This is a genomic window from Tateyamaria sp. syn59, assembly GCF_007995245.1.
In the GTDB taxonomy this organism is placed as follows: domain Bacteria; phylum Pseudomonadota; class Alphaproteobacteria; order Rhodobacterales; family Rhodobacteraceae; genus Tateyamaria.
The window spans coordinates 74,756-95,260 of sequence record NZ_VCBA01000006.1 but is presented as its reverse complement, the minus strand read 5'-3'; the positions used below and the strand labels follow the sequence as shown (position 1 = coordinate 95,260).

At 62.1% G+C, this 20,505-nt stretch carries 22 protein-coding genes; 8 read left to right on the top strand and 14 right to left on the bottom strand.

Annotation, left to right across the window (positions count from 1 at the left end):
- Window positions 1–21: 21 nt before the first annotated feature.
- Together rsmD and FD715_RS12800 are read right to left on the bottom strand one after the other, a co-directional pair.
- Window positions 22–594: a 16S rRNA (guanine(966)-N(2))-methyltransferase RsmD gene (gene rsmD / locus FD715_RS12805; protein ID WP_147110222.1), complete on the bottom strand. Its 573-nt coding sequence runs from the start codon at window positions 592–594 to the stop codon at window positions 22–24.
- A complete protein-coding gene (locus tag FD715_RS12800; RefSeq protein ID WP_147110220.1) occupies window positions 591–1,805 on the bottom strand; it encodes an NAD(P)/FAD-dependent oxidoreductase in 1,215 nt (404 codons plus the stop codon). The genes rsmD and FD715_RS12800 overlap by 4 nt, the downstream gene beginning before the upstream one ends.
- 86 nt (window positions 1,806–1,891) lie before the next feature.
- Here FD715_RS12800 and FD715_RS12795 point away from each other — a divergent pair, with 86 nt between their 5' ends.
- A complete protein-coding gene (locus tag FD715_RS12795) occupies window positions 1,892–2,380 on the top strand; it encodes a peroxiredoxin (protein ID WP_147110218.1) in 489 nt (162 codons plus the stop codon).
- 71 nt (window positions 2,381–2,451) lie between these two features.
- Here the strand turns inward: FD715_RS12795 and FD715_RS12790 are convergent, their stop codons facing one another.
- From FD715_RS12790 to FD715_RS12760, 7 genes are all read right to left on the bottom strand, one after another.
- On the bottom strand, window positions 2,452–3,306 hold the full coding sequence (locus tag FD715_RS12790; protein WP_147110216.1) for a mechanosensitive ion channel family protein: 855 nt from the start codon (window positions 3,304–3,306) through the stop codon (window positions 2,452–2,454).
- A gap of 4 nt (window positions 3,307–3,310) precedes the next feature.
- Entirely contained in the window at window positions 3,311–3,607 is a 297-nt protein-coding gene (locus FD715_RS12785; RefSeq protein ID WP_147110214.1) for a 4a-hydroxytetrahydrobiopterin dehydratase, read from the bottom strand.
- A complete protein-coding gene (locus FD715_RS12780) occupies window positions 3,604–4,791 on the bottom strand; it encodes a GNAT family N-acetyltransferase (protein ID WP_147110212.1) in 1,188 nt (395 codons plus the stop codon). The genes FD715_RS12785 and FD715_RS12780 overlap by 4 nt, the downstream gene beginning before the upstream one ends.
- A gap of 52 nt (window positions 4,792–4,843) precedes the next feature.
- On the bottom strand, window positions 4,844–5,611 hold the full coding sequence (locus tag FD715_RS12775; RefSeq protein WP_147110210.1) for a glycerophosphodiester phosphodiesterase family protein: 768 nt from the start codon (window positions 5,609–5,611) through the stop codon (window positions 4,844–4,846).
- Entirely contained in the window at window positions 5,608–6,066 is a 459-nt protein-coding gene (locus FD715_RS12770) for a RidA family protein (RefSeq protein WP_147110208.1), read from the bottom strand. Before FD715_RS12770 ends, FD715_RS12775 begins: the two co-directional genes overlap by 4 nt.
- A gap of 67 nt (window positions 6,067–6,133) precedes the next feature.
- Window positions 6,134–7,435 (bottom strand): HlyD family type I secretion periplasmic adaptor subunit, encoded by a 1,302-nt coding sequence (locus tag FD715_RS12765; protein WP_147110206.1) that lies wholly within the window; start codon window positions 7,433–7,435, stop codon window positions 6,134–6,136.
- Window positions 7,432–9,168 carry a type I secretion system permease/ATPase gene (locus FD715_RS12760; RefSeq protein WP_147110849.1) on the bottom strand — a complete coding sequence of 579 codons (1,737 nt, stop codon included), beginning with the start codon at window positions 9,166–9,168 and terminating at the stop codon, window positions 7,432–7,434. The genes FD715_RS12765 and FD715_RS12760 overlap by 4 nt, the downstream gene beginning before the upstream one ends.
- A gap of 200 nt (window positions 9,169–9,368) precedes the next feature.
- Between FD715_RS12760 and FD715_RS12755 the strand changes: the two genes are divergently transcribed.
- Both FD715_RS12755 and FD715_RS12750 read left to right on the top strand, forming a co-directional pair.
- Entirely contained in the window at window positions 9,369–10,094 is a 726-nt protein-coding gene (locus FD715_RS12755; RefSeq protein ID WP_223274868.1) for a VacJ family lipoprotein, read from the top strand.
- A gap of 1 nt (window position 10,095) precedes the next feature.
- The gene (locus FD715_RS12750) at window positions 10,096–10,686 is read left to right on the top strand and encodes a phospholipid-binding protein MlaC (protein ID WP_147110201.1); all 591 of its coding nucleotides are present in this window, start codon (window positions 10,096–10,098) and stop codon (window positions 10,684–10,686) included.
- Between the two features lie 95 nt (window positions 10,687–10,781).
- Here the strand turns inward: FD715_RS12750 and FD715_RS12745 are convergent, their stop codons facing one another.
- The gene (locus FD715_RS12745; protein WP_147110198.1) at window positions 10,782–12,941 is read right to left on the bottom strand and encodes a transglycosylase domain-containing protein; all 2,160 of its coding nucleotides are present in this window, start codon (window positions 12,939–12,941) and stop codon (window positions 10,782–10,784) included.
- 251 nt (window positions 12,942–13,192) lie between these two features.
- On the opposite strand from FD715_RS12745, the gene FD715_RS12740 reads away from it, so the two are divergent.
- Together FD715_RS12740 and FD715_RS12735 are read left to right on the top strand one after the other, a co-directional pair.
- Window positions 13,193–13,531 carry a P-II family nitrogen regulator gene (locus FD715_RS12740; RefSeq protein WP_039681805.1) on the top strand — a complete coding sequence of 113 codons (339 nt, stop codon included), beginning with the start codon at window positions 13,193–13,195 and terminating at the stop codon, window positions 13,529–13,531.
- 29 nt (window positions 13,532–13,560) lie between these two features.
- Window positions 13,561–14,868, top strand: a complete 1,308-nt coding sequence (locus tag FD715_RS12735; protein WP_147110196.1) for an ammonium transporter — start codon at window positions 13,561–13,563, stop codon at window positions 14,866–14,868.
- Between the two features lie 150 nt (window positions 14,869–15,018).
- Here FD715_RS12735 and rpiB read toward each other — a convergent pair whose 3' ends face one another.
- From rpiB to smpB, 4 genes are all read right to left on the bottom strand, one after another.
- Window positions 15,019–15,459 carry a ribose 5-phosphate isomerase B gene (rpiB, locus tag FD715_RS12730; protein ID WP_147110194.1) on the bottom strand — a complete coding sequence of 147 codons (441 nt, stop codon included), beginning with the start codon at window positions 15,457–15,459 and terminating at the stop codon, window positions 15,019–15,021.
- A 3-nt stretch (window positions 15,460–15,462) separates the two neighbouring features.
- Window positions 15,463–16,644, bottom strand: a complete 1,182-nt coding sequence (locus FD715_RS12725) for an amino acid aminotransferase (protein WP_147110192.1) — start codon at window positions 16,642–16,644, stop codon at window positions 15,463–15,465.
- Window positions 16,644–17,498, bottom strand: a complete 855-nt coding sequence (gene sseA, locus FD715_RS12720; RefSeq protein ID WP_147110189.1) for a 3-mercaptopyruvate sulfurtransferase — start codon at window positions 17,496–17,498, stop codon at window positions 16,644–16,646. The genes FD715_RS12725 and sseA overlap by 1 nt, the downstream gene beginning before the upstream one ends.
- A 124-nt stretch (window positions 17,499–17,622) precedes the next feature.
- Complete coding sequence (smpB, locus tag FD715_RS12715) at window positions 17,623–18,099, bottom strand: SsrA-binding protein SmpB (RefSeq protein ID WP_039681799.1); 477 nt, start codon at window positions 18,097–18,099, stop codon at window positions 17,623–17,625.
- A gap of 111 nt (window positions 18,100–18,210) precedes the next feature.
- Here smpB and FD715_RS12710 point away from each other — a divergent pair, with 111 nt between their 5' ends.
- The 3 genes from FD715_RS12710 to FD715_RS12700 all read left to right on the top strand — a co-directional run bounded on the left by FD715_RS12710 (window position 18,211) and on the right by FD715_RS12700 (window position 20,505).
- On the top strand, window positions 18,211–18,882 hold the full coding sequence (locus FD715_RS12710; RefSeq protein WP_147110187.1) for an SGNH/GDSL hydrolase family protein: 672 nt from the start codon (window positions 18,211–18,213) through the stop codon (window positions 18,880–18,882).
- Between the two features lie 187 nt (window positions 18,883–19,069).
- Complete coding sequence (locus FD715_RS12705; protein WP_147110185.1) at window positions 19,070–19,621, top strand: inner membrane-spanning protein YciB; 552 nt, start codon at window positions 19,070–19,072, stop codon at window positions 19,619–19,621.
- A gap of 146 nt (window positions 19,622–19,767) precedes the next feature.
- Window positions 19,768–20,505 (top strand): leishmanolysin-related zinc metalloendopeptidase, encoded by a 738-nt coding sequence (locus tag FD715_RS12700; protein WP_147110183.1) that lies wholly within the window; start codon window positions 19,768–19,770, stop codon window positions 20,503–20,505.

Sequence of the window (20,505 nt, the reverse complement as noted above, 5' to 3'; positions counted from 1 at the left end):
GGGGCAGATGACGCATCCGCCTTACTGTAAGGCGTGTCCTGATGCGCCTAAGACGGTTTCCAAAAGCGTGACATGGGTACTGCCGAAGCGGCGCTGATCGATTAACGCATAGCCTTCGGGTGGGACTTGCGGTGCGTTTTCTTCCCAGACGATGAGGGCACCCTCAGAGCAGTTGTTGCGGATGGACTTCAGGGCCTTGTCGCCCATGCCCTTGCCGTAGGGTGGATCTAAGAAGATGAGGTCGAAGGCTGGGCCGTCCCATGCAAAGGCGCGGGTGGCGTCGGTGCGCAGGAGTTTGGCCTGATCCTGTGCCTTCAGCTTTTTGAGGTTTTCGGCAATCAGCTTTTGGCCCGTGCGCCCGTTTTCAACGAACACCGCGCTTGCGGCTCCGCGCGATAGCGCCTCAAGCCCCAGCGCACCGGTGCCTGCGAAAAGGTCGAGCACATGTGCGCCTTCGATCACGCCGCGATGGGTGAGCATGGAGAACAGGCTTTCCCGCACACGGTCGGGTGTGGGACGCAGATGTGCGCCCGGATCGCCCTTGCCCACGGTGGCAAGGGGCACGCCGCGCCACTGGCCTGCGATGATCCTCACTTGAGCAGGGCTTTCAGGTCGCCTTCGGGGTCGGCTACAACAGCTGGGTCAGCGCTTTTGCCCGCTTCGATCAGGCGCTTGCCGATCATGTAGGCGCGCGGGTCGTTGGCGGCGTCTACGGCGAGCAGGGTGTCGCCCGCGTAGTACCAGAAGGATTTGGCGGCCCCGCCGTCGCGGGTGACGACGCGGTCGTAGCCGGTGTTGAGGCCCGCGATTTGGAGTTTGACGTCGAACTGGTCGGACCAGAACCATGGGCGGACGATATAGTCTTTGCCCGCGCCCATGATGTTTTCAGCCACGCATTCGGCCTGATCAATGGCGTTGGGCACGGATTCGAGTCGGATGCGGTCGCCTTTGTAGGGGAAGGAGGCGCAGTCGCCTGCGGCCCAGACGTGAGGCGCCGAGGTCTGTCCTTGTGCGTCGGTGGCAATCCCGTTGTCGAGTGTGATCCCTGCTGCATCGGCAAGATCGGTCTCGGGGGCGATGCCGACGCCGACGATCACGAGGTCAACGTCCAGGGTGGTGCCGTCGGTGAGTTCCGCACCCGACACAGTGACGTCGCCGGTGAGGCGGGTCAGCCCGGCGCCTTCGCGCACATCGACGCCGTGAGATGTGTGCAGGGCGCGGAAGTAATCGCTCGTTTCCGACGCTGCGACCCGTTGCAGGATGCGGTCAGCCATTTCGACCAGCACGACGTTGAGGCCCAGCTTGCAACAGACCGCCGCCGCTTCGAGGCCGATGTAGCCACCCCCGACGATCAGCGCGGTTTTGCCCGATTGGCACCAAGGTGCCATCTTGTCGACATCTGCGAGGTCGCGGACGGTGAAGACCCCCTCCAGATCACCGCCGATGGACGCGGGAAGGCGGCGGGGGGCGGAGCCGGTGGTCAGGACCAGATCGGTGTAGTCTAGCGTATCCTCGCCTACGGTGACGGTTTGGGCGTCCGTGTCGATGGCGGTAACCGTCTCACCCGTGCGAACGGTGATGTTGTGGTCGGCATAGAAGCTGTCGGGGCGCAGAAACATCCGTTCAAGCGGCATGTCGCCCAGCAGATAGGCCTTGGACAGCGGCGGGCGCTGGTAGGGCAGCGCGGGTTCGGACCCGATGAGCGTAATCGCCCCCTCGAACCCGCCATTGCGCAGCTTAGCCACGCAGGACGACCCCGCTTGCCCTGCCCCGATCACGATCACATGGCTTTTGTCTTGGCTCATGTCTTGCACCTTTGCCCTCGCCCTTTGCCAAGGCGGAGCCTATATCGCAGGGGAAGCCAGACGCAATTCCAAGAAAGGGGCAAATCATGGCAATTTCCGTAGGCGACACGCTGCCCGACGCATCGCTTGTCTATCTGGGGGATGAAGGCCCCGCGCAGGTGCAACTGAGCGAGAAGACCAAGGGCCGCAAGGTCGTGATCTTTGCCCTGCCCGGCGCCTATACCGGCGTGTGCAGCACGGCCCATGTGCCCAGTTTTGTCCGCACCAAGGATCAGTTCGACGCCAAGGGCGTGGACGAGATCATCTGTATCAGCGTCAACGATCCCTTTGTCCTGAAAGCCTGGGGCGAAAGCACGGGCGCAGAGGCCGGTGGCATCACGTTCCTTGGCGATGCGGAGGCTGCGTTTACCAAGGCGATGGGGCGCGATTTCACGGCGCCGCCTGCCGGTCTGATCAACCGCTCCAAGCGCTACGCGATGGTGGTTGAGGACGGCACCGTGACCGTGCTGCAGGAAGAAGAAAATCCCGGCATGTGCGACGTGTCAGGCGGTGAGGCGCTGCTTGAGGCGATGTGATCCTGCGCGCCAGATCATGATGACGCAAAAGGCCCCCGAGGGGGCCTTTTTCATTTGGATCACGTTTTGGTCTATTCGGCCGCCTGGACGATGGTGCGGGTGGGGAACGGGATGTCGAGACCTGCGTCGTCTAGCGCTTCCTTCACCTTGCGTTTCATATCCGCCTGGTACTGGAAGTAGTCGCCGCTGTCGCACCAGACCCGGACCAGAAAATCGACCGAGCTGTCGCCGAGGTTGTTGACCTGAATGAACGGCTCTGGGTCAGTCTTGGACCGCTCGTCCGCCATGATCGTGTCGTGGATCACCCGTTCGGCTTGCTTGAGATTCACGCCATAGCCCACGCCGAATGTCCATTCCGCCCGGCGGGTCGGGTAGATTGAGTAGTTTTCGATCACGTTGCCCCAAACTTCAGAGTTGGGGATGATGATCTGCACATTCCCGAGGCTGGCCAGTTCGGTAAAGTTCAGCGTCACGTCCTTGACCGTGCCCATCTTATCCGCCACCTCGACGAAGTCGCCGATCTTGAGCGGTCGGAAGAGGATCAGCATCACGCCGGCCGCCACGTTTGACAGTGTGCCCTGCAACGCCAGACCAATGGCAAGACCGGCAGCACCGACAGCCGCCACCACGGACGTTGTCTGGACGCCAAAGGTATTCAGCACGATCAGGAACGTGAAGCCCAGCACGATATAGCGGACGATCGAGCCAAGGAAGTTGAAGAGCGTGTCGTCCAGATGCCTGTGACGGGTACCGATGCGCGTGATCCGGCGGCCCAACCAGGCGGCAACAATCCAGCCGATGACGAGGATGGTGATCGCGGCCAGCACAGAACCGACAATGGAGGCGAGGAATTCCAGCGACAGGTAGTCACCAAGCGTCTTGCCTTGCCACACTTCTGTGGCAAGCAGGTTATTGATCATGTCCATGGTCTTACCCCGCCAGACTGTCCAGTTTGCGGGCAAGTTTCACATCAAGTGTGCTCAGACCTCCGACATCGTGGGTGGTGAGCGTCACCTCGACACGTTTGTAGACATTGAACCACTCGGGGTGGTGATCCCATTTCTCTGCCCAGATGGCTGCGCGGGTCATCCAGGCGAAGGCATCCACGAAGTCGTTGAATTCGAACGTCTTGTGGATGGCATCCCGTCCGTCGGTCAAAGCCCAACCTGTGGCCAGCAGCGGATCCAGCAGGGTAGCCCGCGTCTCGTCGCTGAGTTTTTCCATTATTCCTGTTCCTCGATCTGGACCTTCTTGAAAGGTCCGTAATCCGTGAGAATTTCGATCTCCTCTTCCACCGCCTCACGTTCGGCTTGGAGGTAGCGGGCGATGGCGTCGGCAAAGCCGGGATCGCCCACCCAGTGCAGGCTGTGGGTCTGTGTCGGCAGGTATCCCCGCGCCAGCTTGTGTTCGCCCTGTGCCCCGGCCTCGACCCGCTGCAACCCGTGCTGGATCGCGATGTCGATGGCTTGGTAGTAGCACAATTCGAAATGTAGGCAGGGATGGTGTTCCGTGCAGCCCCAGTAGCGGCCATATAACGTCTGAGCGCCGATAAAGTTCAGCGCACCCGCAACAAAATGCCCGTCGCGTTCGGCCAGCACCAGCGCCATATCGTCGGCCAGCGTCTCGTGCGCGATGTCAAAGAAGCGCCGGGTGAGGTACGGCGTGCCCCATTTGCGCGCACCCGTATCCTGGTAGAAGCGCCAGAAGGCATCCCAGTGCTCGGGTCGCAGGTCGTCACCGGTCAGCACGTGGATGGTGCCGCCAAAGTCCTGCGCCCGCGCGCGTTCCTTGCGGATGTTCTTGCGCTTGCGGCTGGAGAGCGTGGCGAGGAAGTCGTCGAATGTGTCGTAGCCGTCGTTCAACCAGTGGAATTGCTGGGTCGTGCGCGGCATGAGGCCCAGGTCCGCGCCGAAGTCGCGTTCGGCTTCCGTGCAGAACGTGACGTGCATCGAGCTGAGTTTGTTGTTTTCGCCCAATTGCACGGCACCCGAGATCAGGCCGAGCATCCCAAGTTCCGGGAAATCTGGATGCGTCAGGAACCGTCGCCCGGTGGCCGGTGTGTGCGGTACGGCAATCTGGAGTTTGGGATAGTAGCGCCCGCCTGCTCGCTCGTAAGCGTGCGCCCAATTGTGGTCGAAGATGTATTCGCCCTGGCTATGGTTTTTTGCATACATGGGCGCGAAGCCCACCGTCTGCCCGTCCACGACCGCCTGCAGGTATTGCGGCTGCCAACCGGTGCCGGGGCCCACGGAATTGCTGTCTTCCAGTGCCTTGAGGAAGCGGTGCGTGGTGAAGGGGTCATTGGGCCTGCCACCATTTACCGCCTCGGGGCAGGCGCACGCGTCCCACTCCGCCTCCGGGATTTCGGACAGGCTGGGCACCACACAGATTTCTATTTCTTGTTCGGACACAAACGGCCTTCCCTGCTCAACAGGTTGAGATGTGTACCGCGCGGGCCGCGCTTCAACCGGGATGGGGGGCGAGGTAACCTTCGAAGGTGATATTTTGCGCGACCTGACGTGCCTGCGCCTCTTGAGCGGGCGATCTGACCGTCCAGCAGAGAATGTTTGCGCCTTGGGCTTTCAACTCCGCCACGCGGGGGCGGGTAAGGTCTGCGACCTCGTGGCTGATGAAAGAGGCTCCCACGCGGTCATAGTCCGGGATAGCGCGCAGGTGGTCGCGGGTGGTTTGGTTGAGGGGCCAGTCCCCTTCTGCATAAGCGCTTGTGACGATGCCGCGGGGGATGTCGGGGCAGAGGTCCGCCATGCGCGCGACGCTGTGCGGGTTGAAGGACATGAGGGCGACGGGGCCTGTGTAGCCTGCCAGCGCGTTTGCCGTGGCCTGTTCCAGCGGGCCAATGGCGTCGCCCATGGCGCCGTCCTGATCCTTGATCTCGATCAGCAGTGGCACTTGGCCCGCCACCAGTTCCAACACTTCCGGCAAGGTCGGGATGCCCTCATCGCCGCCTTTCAGCGGCGTCTTCGTGAGTGTCCCCGCGGGGACAATGCGGATGGGGCCGGTGCCCTCGGCCAGTCGGTCGAGGGCATAGTCATGGAACACCATCGCCTGATTGTCGGCGCTGAGTTGCAGGTCGATTTCGATACCGTAGCCATGCGCGATGGCCGCACGGATGGCGGCGCGGCTGTTTTCCGGACGGCCATCGGTGACATCATGCAGCGCCCGGTGCGCGAGCGGAGCACCGAGGAAGGCGTCGGGCAGTCGGGGGGTCATTTGATCTGGAAGATGCCTTCGATCTCGACCGCAACACCCAAGGGCAGCGCCGCTGCGGACACAGCAGAGCGGCTGTGGCGGCCTGCATCGCCCAGCGCTTCGACCAGGAAGTCGGAGGCGCCGTTGATGACCTGCGGCTGGTTGGTGAAGTCGGCAGTGGAGTTGACGAAGCCGGTCAGTTTGACCACGCGGACGAGGCGGTCGAGGTCGCCACCGCATGCGGCTTTGACCTGGGCGAGCAAGCTGATGGCACAGGTTTTGGCCGCGGCGGCACCTGCCTCGACTTCCATGTCGTCGCCGAGCTTGCCGGTGATCAGCCCATCCGGGCCGTTGGAGATCTGGCCAGAGACATAGACGATGTCGCCGACCTGCACGAAAGGCACATAGTTGGCGGCCGGTGCAGGCGCGTCGGGCAGGGTCACGCCCAGTTCGGCGAGGCGGGATTCGATGGACATGGGCGGGCTCCTTTTTGTCTGTTGCGCGGACGCTAGACCGCCCGCGCTGGACTGAAAAGGGCCGATGTCAGGATTCGCGAAACGCGCGGTTGAAGTAGTCGGCGACCGGCTTGATCAGGTAGGCCAGCGGTGTGCGGTCCGCAGTGCGGATGAACGCCTCGACCGGCATGCCCGGCACGAGGATCTGGTTTTCGTTGAGCCTGTCGATCTCACCCGGATTGAGAACGATCTCAGCCCGGTAATAGCTGACACCCACGGCTTCATCCTCGAACGCGTCGGCGGACACCAAGGCGACCTCGCCGATCAGTTCCGGCGTCGTGCGCTGATCCAGAGCGGAAAAGCGCAGGTTGACGGTCTGTCCGGTCACGATCTGGTCGATATGGATCGGATCAACGCGGGCAGCGATCACAAGCGGTCGGTCTTGCGGGATAAGAAACAGCACCGGATCCGCGCCGCGCACAACAGACCTCAGGGTCTGGACCCGCATGTTGTAGACGATGCCAGACACAGGCGCCCGGATCTCCATCCGTTCGATATCGGTCAAGAGGGCCTGTCGCTGTTCGATCAGTTCAAGCTCACGGGCGCGCAGGTCACGCAAGCGGCTGATCGCTTCCTCGCGGCGGGTGGAGTTGAGGCGCAGCACTTCGATCTCAATCTCAGTGATGCGCTGTTCTGACTGCGCCTTGGACGCGGCCAACTCACCGATTTGCCCATCGAGCGAGGCCTGTTGCCGTTGCAGCGCCAGCACGCCCGAGGCCTGGGTCAGCCCGCGCTCCAGAAGGCTTTCCTGTGCTGCCAGTTCCTGTTCGATCAGTTCAAGCTGGCGGCCCAGCGACACTTCCTGCGCCTCGATCCCCTTGATCTGGTTGCGGGTCTGGGCAGCCCGTTCGGACAACTGCTCGGTCTGTTTGGCGGTCGACTCGCGGCGGGCATTGAACAGGTTTTCCTGCCCGGTGATCAGCTCCTGCACATCCTCGGATGTTGTGGCAACGGCCAAAAGCTCGTCTTCGAACACGATGGCGTCTTCTTCGTCCCGTTCGGCCTCGAGCCTGCCGCGGCGCGCCATGAATTCGTACAGCTGGCTTTCCACGATGGCGAGGCTGGACTGCATCTGCTTGACATCAAGCTGGATCAGCAGATCGCCAGCCTCGACGCTGTCGCCTTCCTTCACCGCGATCTCGGACACGATGCCGCCGGTCGAGTGCTGCACGATCTGGCGGTTTTGATCGACTTCGATACGGCCAGAAGCGATCACAGCCCCGGCGATTTCGGTCAGGGTGGCCCAGGCGGCGAGGCCGCCAAGAAGGCCGAAGAGGCCAAAGAATCCGACAACAAGCGGCGTGACCGCCGACCAGCGTTTTTCACTCATGTGACGCTCCCCGCGCTGGCAGGTGCGCGCGTGATCTGTTCGTGGTTTTTGACCATGGATTTCAGCACCTCATCCTTGGGACCAAAGGCCGTGCGGACACCGCCGTCGATCACCAGCAGCAGATCACATTCCTGGATCGCGGCAGGACGGTGGGCCATGATGATGACCGAGCGGCCGTCGGCCTTTGCACCCCGGATCGCCTGGTTGAGCGCCATCGTCCCTTCGTTGTCGAGGTTCGAGTTCGGTTCGTCGAGCACAAGGATCACCGGGTCATCATAGAGCGCGCGGGCCAGGCCGATGCGCTGGATCTGGCCGCCGGACAGCCGTTGCTGGCCTGCATTGATCCGCGTGTCATAGCCTTCGGGCAGTTCCAGGATCATCTTGTGCGCATCCGCCTTTTGCGCGGCAGCGACCACCTTTTGATCATCCGGTTGCGCGGCAAGGCGCGCGATGTTTTCGGCGATAGTGCCGTCAAAAAGCTGCACGCGTTGAGGCAGGTAGCCGATATGCATGCCGAGGACCTCGGGCGCATATTGATCCAGCGCAGCCGCATCGAGGCGGATTGAACCACCCGCAGGCCGCCACACGCCGGTCAGACAGCGCGCCAGCGTGGACTTGCCCGCGCCCGACGGGCCGATGACGCCCATCGCATGGCCCGGCGGCAGGTCGAAGTTGAGACCACGCAAGGCGGCACTTTGTTCACCCGGCGGCACGACGGTCAGGCTTTTGGCGACCAACCGGGCCTTGGGCTTGGGCAGGGCGGTGCGCGTCGGCTCTTTGGACACTGTGCCCAAGAGTTCGGCCATGGCGTTCCAGCCCTTGATGGCGCGTTGCACCACGGGCCACTGGGTCAGCATCAACTCGATTGGCGCCAGGGCCCGGCCCAGCAGGATCGAACCGGCGATCATGGCCCCCGGTGTCATTTCGTTCCGCAGCACGAGATACGCACCCAGCCCCAGCATCGCGCTTTGCAGGAATAGGCGCAGTGTTTTGGTCAGCGAGGTGAAACCGCCGCCGACATCTGTGGCCTTGATCTGTTCATCGAGCGCAAGGCCACGCGCCTTTTGCCAACGGTCAAACGCCGCGTCGCGCATGCCCATGGCTTGCACCATCTCGGCCTCGATCCGCAGCTGGTCGGACATTGCGGATGCGGCATGACCCGCCTGACCCGCCTTCTGCTGCGGACGGCGCGACAAGAGCTGGTTGATCAGAGCAATGACGATCAGCAGGGTGCCACCGGCCAGCGCGAGAAAGCCGAGCCAGGGATGGAACATGAAAATCGCCGCGATGAAGATCGGTGTCCATGGCAGGTCGAAGAACGCCATCAGAACCGGCGATGTCATGAAACGCTGTACCGATTCGAGGTCTGCCAGACCGGTTTGCGTGCGCTGATCCGGCGCGACAGCCGATTTGCGGACAACCGCGTCGAACACGCGCCTGTCCAGATCGTTCTGAAACCGCGCCCCCACCCGCGCCATGATGCGGCCACGGGTGAAGTCCAGAATGCCCATGATGCCGTAGAGGAAGACGACCAGCAGCGACAGGGCGATCAGCGTTTCCTCGCTGCGGCTGCCCAGAACGCGGTCATAGACCTGCAGCATATACATGGGCCCGGTCAGCATCAGGAGGTTGGCGAACAGGCTGAACAAACCCACGGCCCAGTACAGCCCCCGGCTTTTGCTGCGCGCTGCCCTCAGTTCGGCTCGTCCACGATTTGTCACATCGGTTTGCATCGGCATCAATTCGCTTGTGTGGTGCTCAAATTTGTTTTCTTCACACGATCACTTATCCTGCGTGTCGCGCAAGTGCCACATGTACAATCTTCCATCAATGGCGGTATGGGCATTTAGACCGACACTATTAGTTACCTGTAGAAAATATCCAACGGAGATTTGCATTGTCTCTTATTTGTCGCGCGGGTCGCGCTATTATTTTGTTACTTGCTGTAGGATTGCTGGCCGCGTGTGCCGCGTCTGACCAGCGCGCCGCGCAGCCGGATGGGATCAATGATCCCTATGAGCGGCAGAATCGCAAGGTTCACGCGTTTAACCGCGGCCTCGACAGGGCCGTGGTGCGCCCCGCAGCTATCGGCTATTCGTCGATCCTGCCGGACGAGATCGAGGACAGCGTCAGCCAGTTCGCGAGCAACCTCGGTGAGCCTTCGGTGGTTGTGAACAGCCTGCTTCAGGGTGACTTTGAGGGCGCCGGGATATCGACGGTGCGGTTTCTGACCAATTCTGTCCTCGGTATCTTTGGGTTCTTTGACGTTGCATCCGAGTTCCAGCTGCCGGCCCATGACACCGATTTTGGCGAAACACTGTACGTCTGGGGCGTTGGCGAGGGTGCCTATCTGGAACTGCCTGTGCTTGGCCCATCGACGGCCCGCAACGCCACGGGCAAGGTCGTTGATCTGTTCACCAACCCGCTGAGCTATACCGTCGAAAGCCCCGAGCAGTACTATGGCACCGTCGCAGCGGCGGCTTCTGGCCTGTCCCGGCGCGGACGGTTTTCAGATACAGTTGATTCCATTCTATATGAAAGCGCTGACAGCTATGCGCAGGCGCGTTTGATCTGGTTGCAGAACCGGCGCTTTGAGTTGGGTGATGCCGGAGCGGCTGCAGAGATTGATCCGTTTGCCTTGGACACCGAGGGGTTTTGATATGAACAGACGTTATTTCCTGGCCGCCGGCACCAGCTTTGCCGCGGTTTTACCCGCCCTGCCCGCCTTTGCCTTGAACGAGGCCGGGGCCAAGCAATTGATCAACGCGCTGGTGGGTGACATCAACGGCGTCATCGGGTCGGGCCGCAGCGAAAGCGCGATGTTCCGCGATTTCGAGCGTATCTTCGCCCGTTACAGCGACACGTCCTACATCTCTGCCTACGCCATGGGCGTGGATGGACGCCGCGCCAGCAACGCCCAGAAGCGCGCGTTTTCGAATGCGTTCCAGGGCTACATCGCCCGGAAATATGGCCGCCGGTTCCGCGAATTCATCGGCGGGCAGCTTGAGGTAAAAGGCGTGCGTGCCGTCAACAACTGGTTCGAGGTTGAAACCACCGCGTTCCTGCGCGGCCAGTCGCCTTTTGCGGTCACTTTCCACGTGTCGAACCGGTCGGGCCGCGATCTGTTCTTCAACATGTTCATCGAAGGGGTGAACCTTTTGCTGACGGAACGGACGGAGATCGGCGCCCTGATCGACCGCAATGGCGGCAACATCGACGCCATGATCGCCGACTTGCGCAACCTGGGCTAAGAAGACGGCCCGATCAGGTTTGGCAAAGGCCAGCGGGTGCGTCGTACACCCGCCATTAAACTCAGCGCAAGTATAGGGGGCGGCATCACCGCCCCTTACCGGTTGCGACCGCCGCCCAGTATGTCGCGGATCAGTGTCTCAATGATACCTTCGGTGGTGCGCGGCACCTCGGGCTGGCGCTGTTGCGGTGCAGGGGCAGGTTGTTGCACCTGACGTACGGCCCGTTCCGGAACTTGCAGCGGCAGGGGCCGCGGCGACAGCGCTTCGTGGACGCGGATCATGGTTTCGCGCCAGATTTCGCTGGGCAACCCGCCGCCGGTCACACCGGTGAGCGGTGTGTTGTCGTCATAGCCCATCCAGACACCCGCGACATAATCGGCAGTGAAGCCGATGAACCACGCATCCCGCGCCGCTTGAGTCGTCCCGGTCTTGCCCGCGATTTGCCAGCCGCCGAACTGCGCCCGCTGGCCGGTGCCCTCGCTCACCACCTTTTCCATCATCCAGATGAGTTCACGCGCAGCGCTTTCCTGAATCACCCGTTCGCCGATCCCGCCGCCCGCACCCATCAACGGCGCGTCATCCCCGCGCAGACGCAGGTCAACCAGGCCAAAAGGTGCCACGGACGACCCACCGTTGAGGATCCCTGCATAGGCGCCCGTCATCTCTAGCAGCGTGCTTTCAGACGCGCCCAGAGCCAGGGCCGGGCCATCGGCCATGTCGCCGGTGATCCCGAAGTCGGTGGCGATGCGGCGGACCAGATCGCGGCCCATGCTTTCCGACACTTTGACAGCCGGAATATTCAGGGACTGTGCCAGCGCCTTGGTCAGCGTGACACGCCCGGAATAAGTGTTCGTGTAGTTGCGCGGTGACCACTTGCCCGACCCCGGAATGTCGAGGGTCAGCGGGTCGTCATCGACAAAGTCGAGCGGCGAATAGCCAAGTTCCAGTGCTGCCGCATAGACAAACGGTTTGAAGGACGAGCCGGTTTGTCGCTGCGCCTGAATGGCGCGATTGAACACGCCCGCCACGCGAGTTTCACGCCCGCCGACCATGGCGCGCACGGCGCCATCTGCGCCCATCACCACGATGGCGGCCTGCGCCTTGGAGCCTTCGCGCACCTTTGTGTCGAAAATCTCTTTCAACGCGTCCTCTGCCGCGCGTTGCAGGCGCTGATCGAGCGTCGTGCGTATGATCACGTCTTCAGACGTGTTGCGGGTGAAGAATTCAGGGCCCGTGGACATCACCCAGTCTGCAAAATAGCCGCCTGCCTTGCGCCGCGCGGCGGAGGACAGGTTTGCGGGGTTGTTCTGCCACTCCGCAACTTCGGCATCGGACAGATACCCTTGCTCGCCCATCAGACGCAGGACGGTGGCCGCGCGATCGCGGGAGCGTTGCAGATCGGACGTGGGTGCAAGGCGTGAGGGCGCTGTAAGAAGGCCTGCAATCATTGCCCCCTCGGCCGGGGTCACCATGGCGGCGGGTTTGCCGAAGTAACGCTGTGCTGCCGCTTCGACCCCATAAGCGCCGGCGCCCATATAGGCGCGGTTGAGGTAGATCGACAGGATCTCTTCCTTGGAGTACTTCACCTCCATCGCCATGGCGTAGATGGCTTCCTTGGCCTTGCGCTGGATCGAGCCGCGGCGGCAGTCCGACACATAAGCGGCCTCGGATTCCCACTCGGCGGGGTCGTACACGACACCAAGGCACAGAAGCTTCGCGGTCTGCTGCGTGATGGTCGAACCGCCGTGCCCCTGCAGCGGCCCGCGTCCTTCGCGCAGGTTGATGCGCACGGCGCTGGCGACACCGCGCGGACTGACGCCGAAATGGCGGTAGAAGCGTTTGTCTTCGGTCGCGATGACCGCGTTCTTGAGGCCGGGGGACACAGAACTGGCCATGACAGCGCCACCGAACTGATCGCCGCGCCAGGCAAAGCGATTGCCATCACGATCAAGCAGCGTGACCGAGCCGCGCGCGCGGCCATCCAGAAGTTCGTTCACATCCGGCAGGGTGGTCCAGAAGTAGCCCACCGCCAGCGCGATCGCCGCCGTTACGGTCAGGCCCACACGCCACGTCACCCACCAGACAAGGCGGAGTACCCATTTGAAAAGGCGGATAAAGATGTTGCGGGACGGCTTCCGTGCGGGCGCCTTGCGCCGCTTGGCAGGTGCCTTGCGGGACGGCGGTTTGGCCGTCTTCTTTTTTGGATAGCGGCGGTCCGCCACCAAGGGGCGTTTGCCCTTTCTTGAATCACGCATTCACGACCCCTGCCCGGCCTTATGTTTGGCACAGCTTATCCTGTTTGGCGGCATTTGCCACGCCCCGTGCATGCGTGGGTGGCGATTCTCAAATGCCTATAAGTTAGGCAAATACGCCAATTTGCGCATTTTTTATGCACACGCCGCTGCATCGTAGGCAGGAATCCCCGCGCAAATGTTTGCCCTGCCCACCCTATGCTTTCTGTTCCCCGCATATCGCAGGGCGACCTGCCAATGTAAGGGGACATGTGGTGAAACTCATCATTGCAACGATCAAGCCGTTCAAGCTGGAGGAGGTTCGCGAAGCGCTGACCGAGGCCGGTGTGCGCGGCATGATGGTCACAGAAATCAAGGGCTTCGGCTCGCAATCGGGCCACACGGAAATCTACCGCGGTGCGGAATACGCGGTGAACTTTGTGCCAAAGGTCAAAATCGAGATCGTGGTTGCCGCCTCTATGGCCGATCAGATCGTTGAGACCATTACCAAAACCGCCCAGACGGGCAAGATCGGGGACGGCAAGATCTTTGTTCTCGACGTTCAGCAAGCCGTGCGCGTACGCACCGGCGAAACCAACGAAGACGCCATCTGAGCGGCGGAAGCACAGGGAAAATCGGAACAATGAAACTCAAGAACTCTTTGCTCGTTGGCGCGGCCCTGGCCGTTTTGCCGACCTTTGCACTGGCGCAGGACGCGCCGGGCTTTGATGAAATCGGCCCCTATATCATGACAACCCTGCTGTTCTGTATGGCAGGTTTCCTGGTGTTCTTCATGGCCGCAGGCTTTGCCATGCTCGAAGGTGGTCTGGTGCGTTCGAAGAACGTGACCATGCAGATGACCAAGAACATCGGTCTCTTCTCAATCGCGGCGATCATGTACTGGCTGGTCGGCTTCAACACGATGTATCCGGGCGACTTCAACGGCTACTTTGCCATCGGCGGCCAGACGGTGCTGGATCCGGTTGGCGTTGCTGCCGCTGACGCGGCGCTGGACTATGCGTCTGTCGGGTCCGACTTCTTCTTCCAGCTGGTGTTTGTGGCTGCAACCGCGTCCATCGTATCGGGTGCTTTGGCTGAGCGGATCAAGCTGTGGCCCTTCCTGATCTTCGTGGTTGTCCTGACTGGCTTTATGTACCCGATCTCGGGTTCCTGGCAGTGGGGCGGCGGCTGGCTGTCCGAAGCAGGCTTCTCCGACTTTGCTGGTTCAACCGTTGTGCACTCTGTGGGTGGCTGGGCCGCTCTGGCCGGTGCCATCGTGCTAGGTCCGCGTCTGGGCAAGTACAAGGACGGTAAGGTCAACCCGATGCCCGGCTCGAACCTCGCCCTCGCCACTCTGGGTACGTTCATCCTTTGGTTGGGTTGGTTCGGCTTCAACGGTGGTTCGCAGTTGGCGATGGGCACCGTGGGCGACGTGTCCGACGTGTCGCGCATCTTTGCCAACACCAACATGGCGGCGGCTGCAGGTGCTGTCACAGCGCTGATCCTGACGCAGGTTCTCTACAAGAAGCCTGACCTGACGATGGTGCTGAACGGCGCGCTGGCCGGCCTCGTTTCGATCACGGCTGAGCCTCTGGCGCCCACTCTGTTCGGTGCGCTGTGGATCGGTGCCATCGGCGGTGTGATCGTGGTGTTTGCTGTGCCGCTGCTCGACAAGCTGAAGATCGACGACGTGGTTGGTGCTATCCCGGTTCACCTGTTTGCGGGCATCTGGGGCACCATCGCGGTTGTATTCTACAACGGCGACGCGTCGCTGGGCACACAGATCACGGGCATCATCGCCTACGGTGTGTTCACCTTCGTCGCATCACTGGTCGTGTGGTTCATCCTCAAGGCGGTCATGGGCATCCGTGTCGGCGAAGAGGAAGAGATCGCAGGGCTCGACATGTCTGAAATGGGCATGGAAGCCTATCCGGAATTCTCAAAAGGCTGAGGCTCCTTCCTCTCAGCTGGAGAACCGACTGACCGGGCGTTCGCGCCCGGTCTTTTTTTGTGTCTGCGAGCGAAAGGAAACGGACAGAGGAGTGGCAGACCGGCCTTCCGGGGGGAATTTTTCTGGCAAAGCGAAGACGATTGGGGGCGCTTAAGCCGTCTCACCCTCGATCATGGCGACGCGGGTGGCGTGGCGGCCGCCTTCAAACTCGGCGCCAAGGAACGCGTCGACGATCTCAAGCGCCAGACCCTCGCCCACCACGCGGGCGCCGATGGCCAGCATGTTGGCATCGTTGTGGGCCCGGATCATGGCCGCTGAAAACGTATCGGTACACACGCCGCAGCGAATGCCCGGCACCTTGTTTGCGGCCATCATGATGCCCTGACCGGTGCCGCAGAGAACAATGCCCAGATCGCAATCACCCGACGCAACCTTGTCTGCTGCCGCTTTGCCATGAACCGGGTAATGCGTGCTTTCGGGCGTGGTGGGGCCGATGTCGATCACATCATGCCCCTTGGCGGTGGCATAAGATGCCACGGCCTGACGCAGATCAATCGCCGCGTGGTCGCTGGATAGAACGATCCGGGCCATGGATCAGACGCCAGCCTTGACAATGGCTTCGGCGAGCACCGGCACTGTTTGTGCGTTGAGCCCTGCGATGTTGAGGCGGCTGTCGCCGACCATGTAGATGCCGCTTTCTTCCCGCATCTTGACCACCAGTTCGGGCGATGCACCGAGGCGTGAGAACATGCCGCGATGTTCCGCGATGAAGCCGAAGCGGTTGGAGCCGGAGCGGGTTTCCAGCTCCTTTGCCAGTTGTTCACGCAAGCCCAGCATGCCGGTGCGCATCTCTTCCAGTTCGGCCATCCAGTCGGCGCGCAGGACGTCATCGTTCAGGATCGTCGTCACTAGCCGCGCGCCGTGGTCGGGCGGGAAGGAGTAGTTCTGGCGGTTGAGGAAGTTGAGCGTGCCCTGGGCGATGCCCTTTTCCGTGCCGTTCGCAACCAGCATAAGGATGCCGGTCCGTTCGCGGTAGATGCCGAAGTTTTTCGAGCAGCTGGCCGCGATCAGGCATTCGGGCACGGCTGACGCCACCTTGCGCGTGCCTGCTGCGTCCTCTTCGAGGCTATCGCCGAAGCCCTGGTAGGCGATGTCGATCATGGGCGTGGCGCCGGTGTCGTGCAGAACCTTGATCACCTCGTCCCATTGCGGGCCGGTCAGGTTGGCGCCTGTGGGGTTGTGGCAGCAGCCGTGCAGGAGGATCAGATCGCCCTTCTTCGCCTTTTTCAGATCTTCGATCAGGCCATCGAAATCGACGCCGCGCGTGTCGTCGTCGAAATAGCGGTAGAGCACGGTTTCGAGGCCAAGATAGTCGAGGATCGACAGGTGGTTGGGCCATGTGGGGTTCGACACGAAGACGCGACCGCCGGGGCTGGCCATCTTGAAGAGTTCGAACGCCTGCCGCACCGCACCCGTGCCGCCCGGTGTTGCGACCGAGTTCACGGCGTCGCGGGGCAGCGCGTCGCCCAGCACCAGCTTGACCATGGCGTCGTTAAAATCTGGCGCGCCTGCGAGGCCCACGTAGCTTTTGCTATCTTGCGTTTCCCAGACCTTTTGCTCTGCCGCCTTGATCGCGCGCATGACCGGCGTGTTGCCCGAGGCGTCCTTGTAGACGCCCACGCCGAGGTCCACTTTCGCCTCGCGCGAGTCCTCGCGGTACATTTGCATCAGCATCAGGATGCCGTCGGGTTTCTGGGCTTTGAGATCTTCGAACATCAGGCCTCTCCGGTTGCGACGGGGACCATGGGCGACATGCCCCATTCGGCCCAACTGCCGTCATATAGCGACCAGCTGTCATGCCCCATGCGTTCGAGCGCGAGGGCGAGAATTGCGGCGGTGATACCCGAGCCGCAGCTGGTGATGATGGGTTTTTGCAGATCGACGCCGGCCGCTTCGAAAATGGCGCGCGTGTCGGCGGGGGATTTCATCGTTTTGTCGTCGTTCAGGAGCGTATCGTAGGGCACGTTGCGCGAGCCGGGGATGTGGCCGGGGCGCATGCCTTCGCGCGGCTCGGGTGCTTCGCCCTTGAAGCGGGCGGCGGCGCGGGCATCGATCACTTGCGTCGAGCCGAGTTTCGCCGCCTGGCTGACTTGGGTGACGTCGCGGACGAGGTGGTTTTGGAAGCGCGCGGTCAGGTGCCGGTCCTTGATCACCGGAGCCATGTCTTCGATGGCGCGCCCTTCCGCCTGCCATTTGGGTAAGCCACCGTCGAGCACGGCGACGTCGCGGTGGCCCATCAGGCGGAAGAGCCACCAGACGCGGGCGGCCGAGAGCAGACCGGCGCCGTCGTAGACAACGACCTGATGCCCGTCGCCGACGCCCATGGCGCGCATGCGGGACATGAACTTTTCGGGCGGAGGTGCCATGTGAGGCAGGTCCGAGCGGGCGTCGCTGATTTCGTCAATGTCGAAGAACCGCGCGCCTGGGATATGGGCCGCTTCGTATTCTGCGCGGGCATCGCGGCCCGCGTCGGGCAGATACCACGAGGCGTCGAGCACGCGCAGGTCTGGATCTTTCAGATGCGCGGCGAGCCAATCCGTGGACACCAAGGTGCGTGGATCATCGGACATGGGTGAGTCCTTTCGGGCGACAAAAAACGCCCTTGCGTACCGCTGTGGCGGCCGCCGTTCAAGGGGCTCTGCCCCTCGCGCTGCGCGCTCACCCCGGGATTTTTTAGAAACAGGGAAGGGGACGTCAGCCGCGTTCCTTGAGAAGCCGCTGTTTCTGGCGGTTCCAGTCGCGTTTTGCGGAGGTGTCGCGCTTGTCGTGCAGCTTCTTGCCCTTGGCGATGCCGATCTTCAGCTTAGCCATGCCCTTGTGGTTGAAATAGAGCACGATGGGCACCAGCGTCATGCCCTTGCGCTGGGTGGCGTTCCAGAGGTTTGACAATTCCTTGCGCGAGACCAGCAGTTTGCGCGGCCGCCGTTCCTCGTGTTTGAAGGATTTCGCCTGATCGTAGGGGGCAATGTAACTGTTCACCAACCACAGCTCGCCATTGTCCACATGGGCATAGCTTTCGGCAATGTTGGCGCCGCCTGCACGCAGGGATTTGACCTCGGACCCTTCGAGCACGATGCCGCATTCGAGGTCATCCTCGATCGCGTAGTCAAAGCGCGCGCGCCGGTTTTCGGCGGCCACCTTGTAGTTTGGGTCTGATTTTCCTTGCGCCATGGCATGCGCATGTAGGCGGTCGGGCGCATGCAAGCAAGGGGGGCGACATTCATGGAATGTTGGGATTCGCATGTGTAGGGTGCCCATACGGGACGGATTGGAGCGAACGACATGCGGCTTTGGGTGGCCTTGATGGCCTGTGTCATGCTGTTGGCGTGCGGCGAGCCGGTGCCGTCATCGGGTGCCGCGCGGATCATCGCGACGGGCGACAGCATGCTGGCCTGGAATGCCGCATCCAAGAAATCGGTGGCGTCGGAGTTAGAGCGGCGACTGGGCACGCAGGTGATCGACCGGTCCGTGGTCGGTGCCAGGTATCATTACGTTTTGCCGGTCAGCGGCAGTCTGGGTCTGCGCATTGGCAGCCAGTATAGGTCTGGTCCCTGGGACTGGGTTGTCATGAACGGGGGCGGCAACGATCTGTGGCTGGGCTGCGGGTGCAGCAAATGCGAGGCGCAGCTTAACCGGCTGATCGCCGAAGATGGATCATCCGGAACGGTTGTCACTGCGGTGAAGCGGGCGCGGGCCGATGGCGCGCGGGTGGCCTATGTCGGGTATCTGCGCACGCCGGGGCGCGGTTCGATCATTGATCACTGCCGCACATGGGGTGACAGGTTCGAGACGCGGCTGGCACGGATGGCGGCGCGCGATGCCGGGGTAACGTTCGTGTCGGTGGCTGATCTGGTGCCGCATGGCGATTTGAGTTTTCACGACATCGACCGCATTCATCCCTCAGCCAAAGGCAGCGCGGCGATAGCCGCGCGGATTGCTGCCATCATCAGGTAGTCGTGCTGTACGCTGCCCGTGGTTCACACTCCAGCATCCGGAAATTTTGGACGGGTGCGTGTTCCATGCAGGCGGTGCGTTCTTAGATAACACAACGAATTTCGGTCTTTCACTGGCCGCCTGTGTCGTCATCAGGCGCGTCACTGGCCGGTGTCACTATCTTTGAGCGATTTGAGAGCAGGAATTTATGGACAAACGTCTGATCGTCGAATTTGCGCCAGGCATCGCCTTTGTCCTTGGAGACACGCTGGGGGGCATCTGGGTCGGGTCGGCCTTTGCCGCTGTCGCAACACTGATCGCTATTGTCCTACGCTGGCGGTGGGATCAGAGTCTGCCATGGCTCGCCATCTCGATTTTTTTCCTCACGGCGGTCATGGTCACGGCGGGGTTCTTTTTCAACGACACCACCTTCGTCAAGATCAGCGCGACTGTGGGGTCGCTGGTCTTTGCCGTGATCCTGGGCGTGGGGCTGTTTTTCAAGCCCAGCCTGGTGGAACGGACGTTGGGCTACAAGATCAAGCTGATCGATGAAGGGTGGCTGCTGCTGAATTACGCCTGGATCGGCATCACGCTGCTGCGTGCCGGTGCCAATGAACTGGTGTGGCGCAACGCGACCGACCGGGTGTGGGTGCTTTACAACGGGTTTTCCGACTTTGCCTGGTTCGCCCTGTTCTTTGCTGTCACGTGGGTGGTGGCGTGGGAATACTGGGACGAAGACGCGGAGGAAGAGGACGCCTAAGCGGTTCAATTTCCTGACCTCCGGCAGGATTTGGCCAGTGCTGCGCCCGCATTTCGGCTGCGGGGTGCCGGTTTACCGCCTGCCATTGGCGCACGGCCCATCGGTTCCAACATTGGACGGACCACTGACAAAATCGGAGCAGGATCATGATCACGCTGAGATTTGATGGAGATTTATCCACCGCCCGCCGCGCCGTGTTTGACCGCGCCGCCGAACGCTGGGACGCGGTGATGCAGACGGAGTTTGAGCCCATCACCTTTGAGGGAGAGACCCTGAGCGGCGTCCGCATCGACGTGTCGGTCCGCCCCCTCGACGGGGCGAACGGGGTTTTGGGGCAGGCTGGCCCCACCGTGTTGCGCCCCGACACCGAACTGCCGGTCGTGGGCATCATGGAGTTTGACCAGGCCGATGTGGAAACGCTGGAGGCCGAGAACCGGTTCGAGGACGTGGTGCTGCACGAGATGGCGCATGTGCTGGGCTTTGGCACGCTGTGGGCGCGCAAGGGGCTGATTGCGGGGACAGGCACGATGGACCCGCGCTTTGTCGGGCCGTCTGCGACGCGCGAGTTTGCCGATCTGGACCCCGATGGCGGACAGGCCGTGCCGGTGGCAAACACCGGTGGCCCCGGCACACGCGAGGGGCATTGGCGCGAGCTGGTGTTTGGCAATGAGCTGATGACCGGGTTTCTGTCGGGCGAGGTGCGCCCGCTGAGCCGTCTGACGCTGGGGTCGTTCGAGGACCTTGGCTATGCCGTAGACTACGCGGCGGCGGACCCGTTTGACCTGCCGGAGTTCCGCGATCTGGCCAAGATGGGGATCACGGAGGCCGTGCGCGTCTGCGACCTGTGCCGCATGGGCCGGACAGAGCCTGTGCTGTTGAACTAG